Source organism: Methanofervidicoccus sp. A16 (assembly GCF_003351865.1).
In the GTDB taxonomy this organism is placed as follows: Archaea; AGJL01; Methanococci; order Methanococcales; family Methanococcaceae; genus Methanofervidicoccus.
In genome coordinates, this window is the sequence record NZ_CP022242.1 from 587,798 (window position 1) to 605,672 (window position 17,875).

At 33.7% G+C, this 17,875-nt stretch carries 11 protein-coding genes; 5 read left to right on the plus strand and 6 right to left on the minus strand.

All coding sequences use genetic code 11. From position 1 onward, the window contains the following. The first annotated feature begins 213 nt into the window (after window positions 1-213). The gene (gene carB / locus CFE53_RS02750; RefSeq protein WP_148121135.1) at window positions 214-2,058 is read left to right on the plus strand and encodes a carbamoyl-phosphate synthase large subunit; all 1,845 of its coding nucleotides are present in this window, start codon (window positions 214-216) and stop codon (window positions 2,056-2,058) included. Window positions 2,059-2,351: 293 nt separating this feature from the next. Here carB and CFE53_RS02755 read toward each other — a convergent pair whose 3' ends face one another. Continuing rightward, a complete protein-coding gene (locus CFE53_RS02755; protein ID WP_148120372.1) occupies window positions 2,352-2,735 on the minus strand; it encodes a 30S ribosomal protein S8e in 384 nt (127 codons plus the stop codon). 107 nt (window positions 2,736-2,842) lie between these two features. Between CFE53_RS02755 and CFE53_RS02760 the strand changes: the two genes are divergently transcribed. Next, window positions 2,843-3,835 (plus strand): Xaa-Pro peptidase family protein, encoded by a 993-nt coding sequence (locus tag CFE53_RS02760; RefSeq protein ID WP_148120373.1) that lies wholly within the window; start codon window positions 2,843-2,845, stop codon window positions 3,833-3,835. A gap of 200 nt (window positions 3,836-4,035) precedes the next feature. Continuing rightward, window positions 4,036-5,337, plus strand: a complete 1,302-nt coding sequence (locus tag CFE53_RS02765; protein ID WP_148120374.1) for a pyridoxal phosphate-dependent aminotransferase — start codon at window positions 4,036-4,038, stop codon at window positions 5,335-5,337. Window positions 5,338-6,000: 663 nt separating this feature from the next. Here the strand turns inward: CFE53_RS02765 and CFE53_RS02770 are convergent. Next, window positions 6,001-7,656, minus strand: a complete 1,656-nt coding sequence (locus CFE53_RS02770) for a tRNA uridine(34) 5-carboxymethylaminomethyl modification radical SAM/GNAT enzyme Elp3 (RefSeq protein ID WP_148120375.1) — start codon at window positions 7,654-7,656, stop codon at window positions 6,001-6,003. 299 nt (window positions 7,657-7,955) lie between these two features. On the opposite strand from CFE53_RS02770, the gene CFE53_RS02775 reads away from it, so the two are divergent. Beyond that, complete coding sequence (locus CFE53_RS02775; RefSeq protein WP_148119920.1) at window positions 7,956-8,594, plus strand: DDE-type integrase/transposase/recombinase; 639 nt, start codon at window positions 7,956-7,958, stop codon at window positions 8,592-8,594. 563 nt (window positions 8,595-9,157) lie between these two features. On the opposite strand, the gene CFE53_RS02780 is transcribed toward CFE53_RS02775, so the two are convergent. Next, window positions 9,158-9,982: a hypothetical protein gene (locus CFE53_RS02780; RefSeq protein WP_148120376.1), complete on the minus strand. Its 825-nt coding sequence runs from the start codon at window positions 9,980-9,982 to the stop codon at window positions 9,158-9,160. Window positions 9,983-9,990: 8 nt separating this feature from the next. Further along, window positions 9,991-11,736: a DUF4129 domain-containing protein gene (locus CFE53_RS02785; RefSeq protein ID WP_148120377.1), complete on the minus strand. Its 1,746-nt coding sequence runs from the start codon at window positions 11,734-11,736 to the stop codon at window positions 9,991-9,993. A gap of 642 nt (window positions 11,737-12,378) precedes the next feature. On the opposite strand from CFE53_RS02785, the gene CFE53_RS02790 reads away from it, so the two are divergent. Beyond that, a complete protein-coding gene (locus tag CFE53_RS02790) occupies window positions 12,379-13,308 on the plus strand; it encodes a hypothetical protein (protein ID WP_148120378.1) in 930 nt (309 codons plus the stop codon). Between the two features lie 549 nt (window positions 13,309-13,857). Here CFE53_RS02790 and CFE53_RS02795 read toward each other — a convergent pair. Together CFE53_RS02795 and pgi are read right to left on the minus strand one after the other, a co-directional pair. After that, on the minus strand, window positions 13,858-15,207 hold the full coding sequence (locus CFE53_RS02795; RefSeq protein ID WP_148120379.1) for an NAD(P)/FAD-dependent oxidoreductase: 1,350 nt from the start codon (window positions 15,205-15,207) through the stop codon (window positions 13,858-13,860). A gap of 1,204 nt (window positions 15,208-16,411) precedes the next feature. Continuing rightward, window positions 16,412-17,701: a glucose-6-phosphate isomerase gene (gene pgi, locus CFE53_RS02800; RefSeq protein ID WP_148120380.1), complete on the minus strand. Its 1,290-nt coding sequence runs from the start codon at window positions 17,699-17,701 to the stop codon at window positions 16,412-16,414. Window positions 17,702-17,875: the final 174 nt, after the last annotated feature.

Below are 17,875 nucleotides of genomic sequence, written 5' to 3' on the forward strand. Positions count from 1 at the left end.
ATTAAGATATTATAATAATTATAAATTATAAAAAATTATAAAAAGAAGTATAATAAAAATAAACAAAAAAATAGAAAAAATTTAATGAAATCCACAGTACTTAAGATATTTCAAGGAATAAGAGTAAAATTTTACTTTCCCAGATTAACCCCCTTATTCAATTTTAATTTAAGGAACTAACTTGATTTTTTAATATTCGGTGATAAAATGGCTATAGATAGAGATTCACTTAAGGAGATACTTCTAGAGTGTAAAATGTTGGGATTCTCAGATAAACAGATTGCCCATTTACTAAAAAAAGATGAGATGGAGATCAGGGGATTAAGAAAGGAACTAAACATCCTTCCTGTATACAAGATGGTAGATACCTGTGCAGCAGAGTTTGAGGCTAAAACTCCTTACTTCTACTCCTGTTATGAGCAGTTGTTCTACGAGGAGCAGAACGAGAGTATTCCATCGAAGAGGGACAAGGTAATTATCTTAGGTTCTGGTCCTATCAGGATAGGGCAGGGGGTGGAGTTTGACTACTCTACAGTTCATGCAGTATGGGCACTGAAGGAGATGGGTATAGAGGCTATAATAATAAACAACAACCCTGAGACTGTCTCCACAGATTACGATACCTCAGATAAACTCTACTTCGAGCCCTTAACATTTGAGGAGGTAATGAACGTTATTGAAAACGAGAGTAGGGATGGGAACCTCTTAGGTGTTATAGTGCAGTTTGGAGGGCAGACCGCCATAAATCTCGCTATGGAGTTGTACCGTAAGACAGATGTGAAGATCCTGGGAACCTCCCCTCAATCAATACACCTGGCAGAGGATAGGGAGGAGTTCTCGAAATTTTTAAAGAGACTGGGAATACCACAACCAGAGGGTGCTACAGTATATAACGAGAAGGAGGCTATAGAGGTTGCAAGGGAGATAGGTTATCCTGTCCTCGTCAGGCCCTCCTATGTACTGGGAGGTAGGGCTATGGAGATAGTGTATAGTGAGGAGGAGTTGAGGGACTACATAAGGGAGGCAGTTAAGGTATCTCCAGAGCACCCTATACTGATAGACAAGTTCTTGGAGGATGCCATAGAGGTAGATGTAGATGCGGTATGTGATGGGGAAGACGTATTCATAGGGGGTATAATGGAACATATAGAGGAGGCAGGGGTGCACAGTGGAGACAGTGCCTGTGTATTGCCACCTCAGAACCTCTCCGAGGAGATCGTAAAGAAGATAGTAGAATATACTGTGAAGATAAGTAAGGGGTTGGGAGTAATTGGACTGATAAACATCCAATTTGCAATCAAGGATGATACCGTCTATGTACTGGAGGCTAATCCCAGGGCAAGTAGAACTGTGCCCTACGTAAGTAAATCCATAGGGATACCTCTGGCTAAAATCGCCACAAGGGTTATAATGGGGGAGAAACTGAGGGATATGGGATATGTGGGTCTTGCAAGGAGTAAGTACGTAAGTGTAAAGGAGGCAGTATTTCCATTCCAGAAGTTACCTGGAGTGGATCCTGTCCTAGGGCCAGAGATGAAATCCACTGGAGAAGCGATAGGTATAGATGTAGATTTTGGTAAGGCATATTATAAAGCACAACTCTCTGCAAATATGAAACTTCCAACCTCTGGGACAGTGTTCATCAGTTTGAAAGATAGGGATAAAAAGTATGCACCATATATTGCCAAGAGGTTTAAGGAGTTAGGCTTTAATATAGCAGCTACTAGAGGTACTGCAGAGGTGATTAGAAGGGAAGGAATAGAGGTTAAGGTAGTTAAGAAGATATCTGAGGGCTCCACAGGTAATATACTCCAGTTGATCCAGAAGGGGGAGATAGATCTAATTATAAATACAGCCTCTGGAGGTAAGGCTAAATCTGAGGGATACTACATAAGGAGGGCTGCAGTGGAGTTTAATATACCATACATTACCACCATAAGAGGAGCACTTTCCACTATTGAGGCTATAAAAGCTGTTAAGGAAGGAAGTATTGGTGTTTATTCCCTGGATGAAATTGAAAGTACTATAGAGAGGATAGAAATAGAAGATGACGAATAAAAAAGAATAGTATAGTCCCTCTGTTCTCTTTAAAATATTTTTAAGGGATATAATAGTTTATTATAAAATTCCCGATTTTAACGATAATTTATTTTTTATTCTTTTTAAATAAAAAAGGAGAAAAAACTCTACTATTTTATTTCTAACATTAAAATTATTCTTATTTTTTAAAACTCCTAAAATAAAAAATTCTAATAAAATATTAGCAATAACTAAAATTTAGAAGAAGAAAAGGGAAAATGTCCAACTTTTAAGTTTAGTCTTAACTACTATCTATAAAAAATAGAGATAAATTATTCTATAAGAACTGCATTAACTACTCCATCTTGTCCAGGTCTTGATGTAACCTTTGCCTTACCAATCTCAGTTTCAATAATAGCTCCCTTTGTAATAATGTTTCTTCTAATATAGTGTTTGTTAGCCTCGCTTTCTACTACATTCAGTATTGCTACCTTTTTACATACACCTTTTTTAGGATCCATTACATTGGCGTAGTTTGTTCTCAATAGTCTAACTTTCCTATTTCCTCCTCTTGTTCTTATTATTTTTATTCTAACCTCATCTGCTAAGAGTGTCTCTGTAGGTTCTCTACCCATCTCTCTTTTACGTTTTTTAACAACTAACTTATACTTACCTCCTGAGGGTTTTCTCTTACTTCCGCCCTGCCATACTCCCATTCTATCACCAATTAACAATCTGTGTTTTCTATGTTCTAAAGAGTAATTAACAAATTATTATTATACTATAAAAATTTATCTATTAAAATAAATTTAAAGGTGAAACTGTGGATAAGATAAAAACTTTTTTAGAGTACTTAGAGGAGAATAATGTAAAGAAGTGTGTCCTGTTAAATAGGGAAAATATAAACTACTTCTTAGAAAGATATCCCCCCCACTATTCCCTTCTAACTTTCGATGTGGAAAATGAAAGAGTTGTACTTCATCTTTCAAAGTTGGAGTATAGGAGTTTTCAGGGATATAGGGATGAAAGGATAGAGGTTTCCTTAATGGAAAATGTAAAGGACATAATTAAAGGATGTGATGGTGTTGAAGAAACGTTTCCATTGAGGTATATGAAGTACATCTCTCAAGACTACAAAATAATTTCTAAGAAGTTAATGGAGATGAGAAGTATAAAGACAGAGAGGGAGATAGAGTTTATTAAGAGGGCATCTAAGATTAGTAAAAAGGCGTTGGAATATGGTATCGACTGTCTAAATAAAGAGGGCATTACTGAGATGGAGTTGGCAGGGGAGATAGAATATATGATGAAAAAGATGGGTAGTATAAAACCAGCCTTTGACTCCATAGTACTATCAGATAGGAAAACAACACTCCCCCATGGCATGCCCTCTGAGGATGAAATTAAAAATATAGTGTTAATAGATATTGGAGCAGTTTATAGAGGGTACTGTTCAGATATTACAAGGACGATAATTCTGAAGGAGAATAGGAGGTATAGGGAAGTTTATCAGTTAGTTAGTGATGTAAAGGAGGAGGTGGAGGATCATCTTAGAGAGGGTACCTCAATAAGGGAGTTGGACAAATTAGCAAGGGAGTCTATGGGTGAATATAAGAAGTACTTTATACACTCTCTAGGACATGGTGTAGGAGTAAATGTCCACGAGGAGCCCTCTATAAGTTCAAAGGCAGAGGAAAACTTAACCTTAAAGAAAAACATGGTAATAACTATTGAGCCAGGTATATACCTGGAGGATTTTGGTGTTAGGATAGAGGATCTATATCTTATAAAAAAGGATGGATTTAAAAGATTATAATATTAAAAACCTCTTTCTAAATAAGAATTATATTTATTATTAAAATAAAAAAATATATTAACTACTAAAATACCACCCTATTAAAAAATTATCTTAAAAACATTTATATACCATAATCTTCCTTTTCCTCTAAATAAACCTCTATTCAAAAGGACATAACTATAAAATAGAACTCCATTAAACAGTGGAAAGTGATGATAATGAGGATGGATATAGTACACGAGGGTGTCAATGAGTTAACCTATGAAATAAGGGAAATTGTAGATGTTGCAAAAAAGGTTGAAAGTTATGGGATTGAAATCACCTGGGAGAATATTGGAGATCCTATAATAAAGGGAGAGAAAGTACCTCAATGGATAAAGGAGATTATTTCAGAGACTGTGATGGAGGATGACTCTTATCTCTACTGTCCAACTAAAGGACTTTTAGAGACTAGGGAATTTCTGGCAGAGGAGAACAACAAAAAGAATGGTGTTCAGATAACTCCCGAAGATATTATCTTCTTCAACGGCCTTGGAGACGCCATTACAAAGATATACGGACTGTTGAAAAAGGAAACTAGGATTATTGGACCCTCTCCTGCCTATCCTACTCACTCCTCTGCAGAGGGCCTACATGCTAGATGTCATCCTTTAACCTATATAACAGATGAGAGGAACAACTGGTATCCAGATCTAGACGACCTTAGAAATAAGGTTAAGTACAACCCTGTAGTATCTGGAATACTGGTGATAAACCCAGGTAATCCTACAAGTGGAGTTTATCCAAAGAAGGTACTAGATGAGATAGTAGATATTGCCAACGAGTACGACCTTTTTATACTATGTGATGAGATATATCACAACTTGGTATACAACGGTAAGAAACACATCTATCTATCTGAGGTTATAGATGATGTCTGTGGAATATCTCTAAAGGGAATATCCAAGGAGTTTCCCTGGCCAGGTGCAAGATGTGGCTGGATAGAGGTGTACAACGCCGATAGGGATGAGGTATTTAAAAAGTACATTGAAGGTATATGTAAATTTAAGATGATAGAGGTGTGTTCCACTACATTGCCTCAAAAGGTGATACCAAAGGTTATGAGTGATCCAAGGTTTCAGAAGTACTTGGAGGAGAGGAGAGAGTACTATCAATGGGCCTCCAACATTGCATATCGGAGGTTAAAGTCTATTGATGGCCTTGTTGTAAATAAAACCTGTGGAGCCTTCTATATGGGAGTGGTATTTGAGAGGGATTACTTAAATGGCAATCATCTCGAAGTGGAGAATAGGGAACTTAGAAGGTACATAGAGAGGGTTTCAGAGGGAAAACCTGAAGATATGAGATTTACCTACTATCTCCTGGCATCCACTGGTATCTGTGTAGTACCTTTATCCTCTTTCAACAGTCATCTCTATGGATTTAGATCCACACTCTTGGAGAAAGATAGGGAAAAACTAAAGTGGATATACGATACCCTTGGAGAGAAGATAGAGGAGTTTCTAAATTCTAAAAGATAAAATAGTAGTTATTATTTTATCTTTATCTATGTTAAGGTTTACTACATGTTTGTAGTTTGTGGAAGATTCTCTCTTTTTGAGAGTTTTAAGAATAGGCTGGAGAGGATGGAGAATAATTTAATTTATAAAAAATTATAAAATATTCTATTATAAAGATATTTAAAAATTTTAAAATACTAATGGACTTAAAAGTTTCTCATTTTATATAAAAGGGCTCTAAATCAATTATGGAAAATCATGGAGAAGATTAATAGATCGGTGAGATCTATAGTGCACTTTGATAGGGAGAATTATCTCTTTTTTTCAGTGTTCAGGAGGTATTAGAAAGATATTGTCTATATTTTTACTTTTTTATACTATTTATATAGGGATAATTATTTATTATTTTATTAAAATTTTTGACAGTTTTTCATAAAATTAGAAGAGATATGTAGGATTAAAAAACTAGAGAGTCTAATATAAAGAAAAACACTGCAATCCTTTTTAATCACTGGGTGTCTCTAACTAAAGAACAGGAAATAAATATTAGGAGTGATATTCCATCCTTTATTTTAAGATATTCCAACAAAGGTTAGAGAAGGAGTATCTTCTTAAATATCTTCTTAAATAAGTATATATTTTTATATTCATCTCAATGTGGTAGATCCTTATTTTTAATTATTTTTATTCCAACTCCTTTCCCATGTAAGGGCCTATCCTTCTATACCCTAACTTCCTATAGTACTCCCTTGCACCTATACCACTTGTAACAAGTATCTTCTTCATCTGGAACTCCTCCCTCGCTATCCTCTCAGCCTCCCTAAGTAGGGCTCTACCGTAACCTCTATGTTGCCACAATATTTCTTCCTCCTTATAACTCTCTTCAAATAGTGCCTGCTCCTGACCACATACATGTAACTGTCTAACTAATGCAGTTTTATCGTCTATCTCCGGCCTAAATGGTTTATAGGGTATCCTCAACCTTAAATATCCTATAAGAATATCCTTCTTAACGTCCTCGTAGGATAGGAATATCTCATGTCCCCCACTTGCACTGTAATCCTCCCTACAGAGTTTTATATTCTCAGGATCTGGATATATGCCCTTCTTGTATATCACATGTCCAACCTCTCTACACCTGATACACCTACACCTTATACCGGATTTTTCCAAGGTTTTATACACCAACTCCCCTAAGTTGCTCTTCTTAACACCATCTACAATAACAGTTGCCGGAATATCCCTCTGTATCCTGGACGTCCTAACCCACTTTGGCATTATGGACTTTGCATACACTATGATATCTACAGCCTCCTCCTCCCTCATAGGTTTAAACTTCCCCTCCTTCCAGAGTTTATAGAGTTTTGTCCCCTCTATTACGAGACATGGGTAGATCTTCACAAGATCGGGCCTGAAATCAGGATTCTCGAATATCTCCCTAAATACCTTCTTATCCATCTCTATCGTGGAACCTGGAAGACCTGGCATAATATGGTAGGAGACCTTTAAACCACTGTCCTTTAAAAGTTGTGTTGCCCTTATAGTATCCTCAACTGTATGTCCCCTTTCAACGTACTCCAAGATATGGTTGTATATAGTTTGAACTCCCAACTCCACCCTGGTAGTACCTAACTTGAGCATCTGATTTATCTCCCTCTCACCACAGTAGTCAGGTCTAGTCTCCACTGTAAGGGCCACACACCTATGTTTAGCAGTTTCATTTATTCTCTGTGCCTCCTCAAGGGTACTAGAGGGCCTCTCGTTTAGGGCATCTAGACATCCCTTTATAAAGTTGTCCTGGTACTCAATATCCCTCGCTGGAAACGTCCCCCCCATGATGATAAGTTCGATCTTATCAGTAGGATGTCCTATCTTTTCCAGTTGTCTTATCCTCTCCTTAGTTTGGACGTAGGGATCGAAGTTGTACATGAGGCCCCTCATAGTAGCAGGCTCCCTACCTGTATAACTCTGAGGTACGTCTCCAAATACACTCTCTACACCTCCTGGGCAGAAGATACACTTACCATGAGGACATTTCTCGGGAGATGTCATAACAGCCACAACTGCCACACCTGAAATGGTTCTAACAGGTTTCTTCCTTAGGATAGGTATTAACTCCTTCTTTTCTTCTTCTGTTGCATACCTTATGATCTCTGAATTTGGTGGAAAACCTATATCCAGTTGGAACTTCCTTATACACTCCCTTTTAATGTCCTCTATCTTCTGCTTCTTCTTCTTAGGAGGTAGATTTTTTAAAATATCCTTTTTTTCCAGTAAATTTTTAATTATACATCTTATAAAATTCCTGTATGTGTTCTGATCTATTTTTTGTACCTCCATAACTATCACCGTTTTTGAATATTTTTATATTTATAATAATAGATAAAATAGATTGTTGGAAATAGTGAAAATTGTGATATATAAAATGATTGTAATAATCAAAATGTATATTTATAATACAGATAAAAAAGTAATTTTTACTATTATTTTTCTAATTCTTTTCTTTTTTATTTTTTACCTTAGTTCCCACGGACCTGTCCACATAAAACAAACATCATATATAACAATGTACATAAGATACTATGGACCTGTCCACATAAAACAAACATCATATATAACAATGTACATAAGATACTATTATGCTAAGAGTAAAAGATATTATAAAGGAATTAAAAATCTTTAAGAGGAACAAAATACCTATAGAAATTAAAACACTCGCCATTGCAACCTACATTCAGACATCTTCAGTAAGAAGAACTGCCAGAATTCTTTCAGAGATTTATCCAGTCTCAAAAACATCAGTTTGGAACTGGATAAATAAGTTTAAAGAAGAATTATCCATTACAACAGAGGAAAGAGAAAGAGATCTAATAGCGGTGGATGAAACTGTTGTTAAAGGTGGCGGGAAGCACTATTACGTTTATTCAGCTGTAGATGTTGAGAGGAATGAATTAATTTTAATGAGAGTCTATACAATAAGGAATCATCTAATTACGAGGTCCTTTGTAAAGAAAGTACTGAAGTACTGTAGGGGTGAGCCTAAATTCCTTATAGATAAAGCCCCATGGCTAATTAGTGCTCTAAAAAGTCTTAATTTAAACTTTGAACATCAGACCTTTGGGCGGGGGAGTTTGATAGAATCGGTGTTTTCTTCTCTGAAGCAGAGGGTAAAGATCTTTTTCTGCTCTATTAATGCTAAAAATCCTGTTAGAAACTGGAACTTCTTTTGTAGGTTATTTGTTCTGTATTATAATAAACTAAGGTGGTGTTTATGTTAAGTGGACAGGTCCCATTTTTATTTTTAAATTCTAAAATGTTTTTATATGCCCGGTTATTAGCTAAAAATCAGAAATAAAAATCCTGAATTATTAGATTATTACCCCAATTCCCATCAAAAAATCCTGATAAAAATAATAATTATAATAATAAATAGGATAAATAAGGTATTAATAAGAGAGATAAATAGTCTCTCCTGGGATGCTCTAAGATACTACGGAAGTGGAGCAGATCCTTCTTAACAGGTTGCTATTATTAATTTTATTACTTTTTTATTATATTTTTATTATTATTTAAATTATTGCTTAGAATGGAAATTAAGGTAATTTATTTTTTGTCTCTATCCCTTCAGAATTATTTTATTGTTATTACTCTCAGATTTTTATTATTTTTTATTGTGATTGTTATTTTTATTATTCTTCTAATTACAATCTTGTTGGGAAACAAGGTTAGATTATTATAAAAAAGTAAATAATCTTTCTTCTAAAAAAATATTCTGAATATTTTTAATCTTTATCTTTTTATATATTGTTTTCACTAACTTCCTCCATGGATAGAATTTCTATCAAGACAAAAAAGATGTTAGAAGAATTTTCAATATATTAATATAAGTTTTAACAAGTACCTCTACAATGTTTAAATTGTGATATATAGAATACTGATATACCATCCAATCTATAGGTTCCAAGAAAGCTGCAAGTCCAATAAGAACTAAAGCGATAAATATCTTTAAAATAACATCTTTACTGAAGATCCTTTTTATTCCTATATTGGACTTAGAGTACTCTATAGAGAGTATTCGTTCTGCAACGGTAAGACCCGTCACTATAGATAGGGAAAGGCCAGCAAACTCAAAGAGTCCATGGGGCACTACTACGGGAAGGTGCTCTATATCTATTTTGTATCCTAAAAGACCAGTAAGGGGGTTTATAACTGTAACTAGATAGAATAACATAAGAGCATTTATATAATCTTCAAGGGCACCAGGATCCCTTTCAACCTCTTTTCTGTAAAGGTAGGCTACAAGTATATATGCCAAGAGAATTACTATACACGATATAGAGTTATTTACAAAATAGGAGAGTACTAAGGACAGATAACTGTAATCTACATGTGTTGATACTGAAGAAGATACTACCTCAAACTTCTTGGTTGCAACGTATTCTACAGTTTTTATAACACTTTCTGAGTGAGAAGGAGTTAACTGAGAGGAGAAAAATATTAGTGTTTTAGAGAGTGCAACTACAGATAAAAAACTGATCCAACATCCGACGTAGGTTATAAAAAATTTTTCTGTAAAACTCATTTTTAGAAAATCTTTAAAGATATCCCTGGAAGTTGAAAATATTTTCTTTATTTTAGAAATTATAGGGCATACTTTTTTAAACATACTTCCCCTTAATTACCTTCCTTTTCCCTGAGGAATCTCTCATATTCTTCAACATCTTTTTTAGTAGGAGGTATATCTCCATAGTATATCCTTTCAAATATCTCTGTAATAGTTTTTATCCCTGGAATTTCCCTGTATACTTTACATATTTCTCTAGGTGTATAGGATCTTTTAATATTTAAGGACCTTATAAAGAGTTGGTATGCGAAAATTACAGCCTCCCTAAACATTTTATTCTCCACTAACTTGTAAAATCTATGGAGTATGTCCAACTTAGTATTTCTATCTAAGTATTTCTGTTCTTCTCTTTTTTCAGTTTTATTATCTAACTTATATCTTTCTTTATATATTTTAAATATAGTAAATGGTAGGACAATAACAAAAATAAGGAATAATAATGGATAAATGTCTGAGGAACTCCATAAGCCTCCTAATATACTCCCATACGACAACTCTTTAGAGGAAGAGGCGTATTTCCTGTCTCCTTTAAATGTAATACGGCCTTCCTTAAATTTAGAAATTTGGAATCTAAAACTACCATTTTCTGTTGTGGTACTGTAGGTATTATTACCAACAGTTAAGTATATCTTTTTGTTATCTAGAGGATTATTTTTAAAATCGTAGAGATTACCTACAATATAGCCATTATCGTAATTTGCAGTTATATATGTGGGGATCTTCAAAATTTTTATATAACATCTCTTTTCAGAGAAGTTGTAGACATTGTCTCCCTTAAATATTATATCTACAGGTACAGATCTGTTAACATATTCAATATACCTATCGTCTAACTTAAACCTTAGATTTAAAGGAGTGTTATACCTAAACTCCCCATTTAGATACTTTATATACACAGTTCTATTTTCCAAAGGATGACCGTAGTAGTCGTAAAGGTGCACTTCTAAATTGATCTCTTCTTCAAGATGTGCTGTTAAGTTATCTCTAGGATAAACCTCTATATATGTTGGAATCTTTAGACATTTCACTACTACCTTATTGGAGGATCCAAAGGAAGAGATTCCATAGATAATATGATCTCCTAGAGTTTTTATATAGATATCCTTTGAAAAACTGTTATTTTTTACCTCTACCACATAACGTTTATTATTGTGAATGAGAATTATAGAATGTAGATCATGACCATAGTTAACATATCCATATACTCTTACCTTAGAGTTTAGATAGACAGTATCTTTATCAACATATACAAAGAACCCTCTTTTTTCAGGTTCTATATATTCTAATTTTTTTGAATATTTCTTTATATTTTTTAATATCTCATCTATATCTTTCCTGATATTTGTAGTGTTGAATCTCAATATATTCTCTTTGTCATCTCTTAACGTTATGTTATCTATTTCATCCAAGGACCTATTTAGAATAGCTATATTTTCCAACACATTTTTTAAAGAAACTTTAAAAATAGAAAAATTTTGAGAATTTTCAATATTTCTATGGTCTATCATCCTGTTGTAATTTAGTACAATGTTATTGAGGGATTTTAAAAAAGTTTTAAAAGATGGTGATATCTCCAAAAGTTTATGGTCTATATCATACTTCTCTAGATTTTCTGTAACGTTAAAAACTTCTGCTGATATTTCCTCTCCCTTTCTGTTATAGGTAAGATTTTGGAGACTTTCATGTCCTTTATCTATAAGACCCTGGAAGTAATGATAGATTATCTCATCCTCTCCAAACTGGGCTCCTGTAATGGTGGGGAGAAGTATTAGAAAAATTAGAAATACTTTCCTCATCTCTTCACCTTTATCTATTTAAATTAGATTCTTTTTATTAAAAAATATTTTACATAAAAATATAATAAGTATAATTAAAAAATAAATAAAGTATAAAATAATAATAACTATTCTTAATTCTCAAACACTTAAAAAATATAATGTCTATTTTGTAAAAAATTATATTTTCCCAAGATATTAGTAGTAAAAAAGTATCACTAATTTATAATACACTTCAAAAATTTATATTTAAGACAGAGATCGGAGTTTTTTATTTTTGAACAACTTTCATCATTTTATCATGGTTTTTTATAATAATTATCAATTTTATAATGAAATTTTTAATAAGAACTAGTAGATTAAATTTTTAACCTTTAGGCTTTATAATTAAAAATAATATAGTAAAAAAGAAGTAGAATTATTTAAACTATATCCTATTTCCCAAATGTTTTCCAAATGTTTTCTAAATGCTAGAGAGAATGAAAAATTCTCTTATGATATAAAAGATATTTCAATATTTGTAGTTAGAAAGAATGAAAAAAACTTTCAGTTAATTTATTTTCAATATACTCAACAGATAACCTTTTTTATTATTACTCCCTTCCTAAGGAACGGTTTTTCTAAAGTGCCAGAAAAAATATCGTTTTAAATTTAAGGGAGAGAATGAAAAACATCAACATCGAGAAGGATCTACTTATAAAGGAGATCTCTGAAAAGATTAGAGAGATACGTAGGGAATTAAATTTAAAGGATGTGGACTTTGAGATCGTAGATATAGAGATAATATGGGAAGATAATGATACATTTTTAAATATATGTGTCCCAACAAGATCTGATAAATCTACAATAATAGGACCTGGGGGATGGGTTGTAGGTAAGTTAAGGGAATATCTAAAGGATAGATTTCCAGGAAATTTAAAAATCCTTGTAGACACCTACACTGATAGACTCATTCTAAAGAAAAAAGAGGAGAGGGCACTGTCTATCCTGAAAAGGATTGGGTTAAAAAAGGGTGAAAGGGTTCTTGTACTTGTTCAGTGCTCCTACGATCTAGGGGTGTTGGATTTTTTGAGGAAGTGCTTTAAGGTATTTGCAGTATCTTTAAATATTGGCTCTGTAGTACTCCCTCCTAAGAACAGAAAATTGATAGAGGATTACTTTGTAAGGTATAAAATACCTCATAAGTCTCTAGATCCAATAAAATTAAAGGGAGAGGATATAAGGAAAGTACTAGGTGGTTATCCTTGCGATCTCTGTAACGGTATTGTATTTAAGTACCTTATAGAGGAATGTAGGAGGATGGAAATAAGGTATTTAATAAATAATAACCATACGTCTCAGGAGATAGAAAGGTTAGAAGATGTTTATATAATAAATTTTTTAAAGTTGTATCCTTTAAAGAGAGATATCCTAAGGAAAAACTATCCTTACTTAAAATGTCCCTTGATGATACAAACTCTTAAAGAAAACGAGGATTTGAAGGTTAAAAGGATAGGTGATATAGTATCAGAGGTCTATGAAGGTCTTATGGAACCTGGTATAGGTGCAGAAGTTATATTGGAGATAGGAAAACTAGGGAAGAATAAGGGCTAAATTATTAAAAATTTTCTACTAATCTCAAAAATAATAAAAAACTGTTAAAATAAATTTTTATCATCCATAATAATAACTATTTTACTGTTAAATTAAAATATAGTATTCTCGTGGATATTTCCATATGGTGAAAACGTAGGATGTTTTATTTAGTTTCAATTTTTATCTCATCCTTAAAGAATATTTGGAAAAAAATTAAACTATTTACCCTAATTCCCATCAAAAAATTCTAATAAGAATAACAATAATTATAAAAAATAAAAATATAAAAAGAAGTATTAAAATTATTGAAATTAAAACAAGAGATAAATAATTTCTCCTGGAATGCTCTAAGATACTGTAGGGATAAAACAGATCCTCCCTAACAGTCTGCTATTATTATCCATATTTTAATATTTTCTCAGTCTTCTTTATTATTTTTATTATCTAAATCTTATTATGATGGGAATAAGGTTTATTTTATTACTCCTCTTAAGATTTTTATTATTTTTATCATAATACATTATTATCCTTCTAATTACAATCTTGATGGGGACTAGGGTACTAAATTTATTCCAATTTCCGGAACTTTTCCCAGGCGTCCTCTGCTGCGAGAACTATAGGATCTACAACCATAGATACTGGAGGGGCGTAGGAGAACTCCATATTAACTAACTCTTCACAGGTAACTCCCTTCAATATTCCAAGGGACATGGCGTCTATTCTCTCAGATACTCTCTCTCCTCCAACTATCTGGCAACCTATGAGGGTTTTATTCATGTCGAAGATTAACTTTACATATATAGGTTTTCCTCCAGGGTAGTACCTAGCCCTTGTGAGGGCCTTTGCCTTACCTACTACTACCTCCAATCTATTCTGATGAGCCCTAAGTTCACTTATACCAGTACCTCCTATCTCTAAATCTCCTATCTTAGACACCATGGCGTTTAAAACAGGTTTAAACTCTGAAGGAATACCGGCGATATTTCTTCCTGCCACCTTACCCTGTCTCACTGCAGTTGATCCAAAGGGCGAGAGTGTTACCTGTTTTGTTATGAAATCCACTGTTTCTACACAGTCTCCCACTGCGTAGATGTTTGGAACAGAGGTTTCCATCTTACTGTTTACCTTTATGGCAAGTCTCCCTATTTCACATCCAGCCTTTCTACCTAGTTCTAAATTTGGCCTCGTTCCTGTAGCCATTACCACCATATCACAACTGTAGGACTTCTCTCCTACTACAACCCCCTTTACTCTATTGTTCTCATCTCCAAGGATCTTACTAACAGGTTTTTCCAATATAACCTCTATACCTAGATCCTTAAGATACTTTAGGACTATCTTTGCCATATCTATATCCAAGGCCCTTGGTAGTACCTGGGGAGCCATTTCAACAACAGTTACCTTAAGACCTAACTTTTTCAGTGCGTAGGCCATCTCGAGACCTATGGCACCAGCACCTATAACAGTGGCACTCTTGGACTTTTCGGCGTAATCCTTTATCTTCATCCCATCCTCGATGGTTTTTACCTTAAATACGCCCTCTAAATCCTTTCCTTCTATGGGAGGAATAAAAGTTTCTCCTCCTGTTGCAATAACGAGGTAGTCGTATTTTAGGGTATTTTTGTTTCTATCTTTGTCGTAGTAGATCACATTTTTATTTTCGGAGTCTATATCTACAACAGTGGATTCTGTAATTATCTCTATGTTTTTGTTTTTCCTGTAGTCCTCAGGTGTGTGCATTACTATATCCTGGAATGAAGGTATTTCCCCGGCTATAACGTAGGGTATAGCACAGGGTGAGTAGGCCACATATTTCTCCTTTGTAATAACCACTATCTCCATATCTTTGTTGTATCTTCTTATAGTGGATGCTGTAGTTAATCCTCCTGCTCCACTTCCTATAACTACAGTTCTCATAGTTTCACTAATGTTTTATTTACTTTTTACTTTTTTATATATCTAAGTAGAACTGGAGAAGATATTCTATATTTTTCGAAGCCTGGTAGTTAAACATACCTTTGGTATCTAACATCCGTAGTACTTGACAGTTTTTATAGTAATCGGTGATCCTCCTCAGGTTTTTATATTTTCTATCTCCTTATTAATCTATCTATTCCACCTACAGATCATCTAAGAGTTTCTTCCTATCTCTCTATAGGTAGGGTAATTAAAAGATTTGATTCTAATAGAGATTTAATAACCATCTCTCAACCCTCTGTAGATTGGTAGGTATATTAATATAAACCTTAGTTCCCATTAAAGTAGTAATTAAACGAATAATAAAAATAATAATATAGATGAGAAAATTTTCTTAGGGATATATCGTTGTAGTTAGAAGATATTAGGGAGAATTCCTTTTCCTCCAATGTTTAGGAGTAGAAGGGAGATATATTTATGTTCGAGGTGGATAGAGTTTTTTTTTATTTTTTAAAACCTTTTCCTTATTTTATCTTAATTATTTTTATAATTATTATTATTTTTAAAACACTCACTTTGATGGGAAGTAAGGTATTAATATAAGTTGTGTTAAGGATCCCATTTAATCCAAATCTATTATATTATAATACCTCATCCTCCAGAAGATCCTCGGGAGCAGAGATAAGAGAGGACATAATTTGCAGCTCTATAAACATCTAAATATAAAAAAGTTGTTAGAAAAGGAATAAGTATATTTATCATCTTTCTAGAACATCCCTGAAATACTTGAGAAAAGTTGAATTATTGGTAGATTTCAATCATTGGAGTATTCTATCAACAGTTTAATGAAATTTATTTTGTTTTAATTTCACCCATAGTTTCGTCATAAAACATAAAAAAATAAACATAAAAAAATAACGGAGGGAACAGTTTAAAATAAAATTACTTTTCATGAGATTTTGTTATTATTTATATCATTTATATTACACTTATGAACATACCTTTTAAAATAATAAAATAAAGAAATAACAGGAAAAAAGGTAAAAAACCCTTAAGAAAAAGAATTAATAGAGATCTCTTCTCTTTTTTCCAATACTTTGGTATGAAGGCTAATTATAAAAATTTTTATTTTTTATTTTAATTATTCTTTTTTATTATTATTTTTTTATTCAAGATTCCAAGGTTATTGTTAATTTAAAAAGTCCTATATTTCGATAATATAATCTTCAACTACCTCCTCCCCATTACCCTTCCCCTCCAATAACTCCCTTGTTATCCTCTTCCCCTCCTCCACTGCAGGCTGATCGAAGGCATTAACCCCTAACATCTCCCCCATAAAGGCGGTTGTCATCTCGTACATGTATATCAACTTCCCAAGGGAGTACTCATCTAACTCCTTAAGTACTATGGAGACATTAGGTACTCCCCTAGAGGTTAAAGCCCTCTCAGTTCCCAACTGTTGGAAGTTTATCAACTGGGACAAACTATGTCCATCGAGATAGTGCCCTTTATACCTTATAGTAAAGTCCCCATTAAACCTCCTAACCTTTATAAATGTAACTATCTTATCCTTTGGACCATCTAAGTAGAGTTGAAGTTGGGAGTGCTGATCCTTAGCCCCCAACGCCGCCACAGGTGTCTGTCCCTTCCCATCCTTCCCAAGACTCTCAGCCCACAACTGCCTATACCACATATCAAACCTGTAGAGCCTCTCTATATAGGGCATAATCACCGAGACACTCCTCCCCCTATTTAAAAATATATAGTGAATTAAGGCATTCATAAGGGCAGGGTTCTTAAATACATCCTCCCTCCTACAAAGTTTATCCATATCCCTAGCCCCAGATACTAACTTATCAATATCCACATCCATACAGGACAGTGGAACTAGTCCGACGGAGGAGAGTACAGAGAACCTACCTACAACATTCTCAGGTATTTCAAACATCTTATAGCCCTCCCTCTCCCCTATCTCCTTCAACATACCTCCACTTGAGATTATAACAACGTTATCCCCCTTACACCCTACCTCCTTCATCCTCTCCCTAAGTATAAAGAAGTTTGCAAGGGTTTCCACGGTGTTCCCAGATTTACTTACTACAAATACTAAAGTCTCCCTGAGATCCACTATATTAAGGATACTGTGAAGTAATTCAGGATCTGAGTTGTCCAAAAAGAAAACCTTCTTAGAGTTTAACTCGTTGGCATAGATGCCCTTAACACCTTCATACACCATCTGGGTACCTAAGATAGATCCACCCATTCCAATAACGAGGATATACTTAAAATCCCTGTATCTATCACTTAGACGGTATTGTTTAACATCGTTATATATTACCTCCATAAACCCTAACTCTCCCCTCTCGTACCTCTCCATAGTCCTACTGTAAGATATTTCAGTAATATCCTCCATACTCTCTATATCCTCTAGGGATATACCTTCATCACCTAATCTCTCCTTCATAACGTTGATGTAGTTAAAATAACTCTTCATCCTAACCCACCATTTTAAAATTTTTTATAATAATTGTTAATATAATTTTAATTAAAATAATTATAAAAATTTATCAAAAAGATTAAAAATCCTAAAAGGGAATATTTCTAAAAAGGTAGAAACTATTTCCCTCCAAATAGTAGCGGATTCCTAGGAAAGAGTAATTAAAAAAGT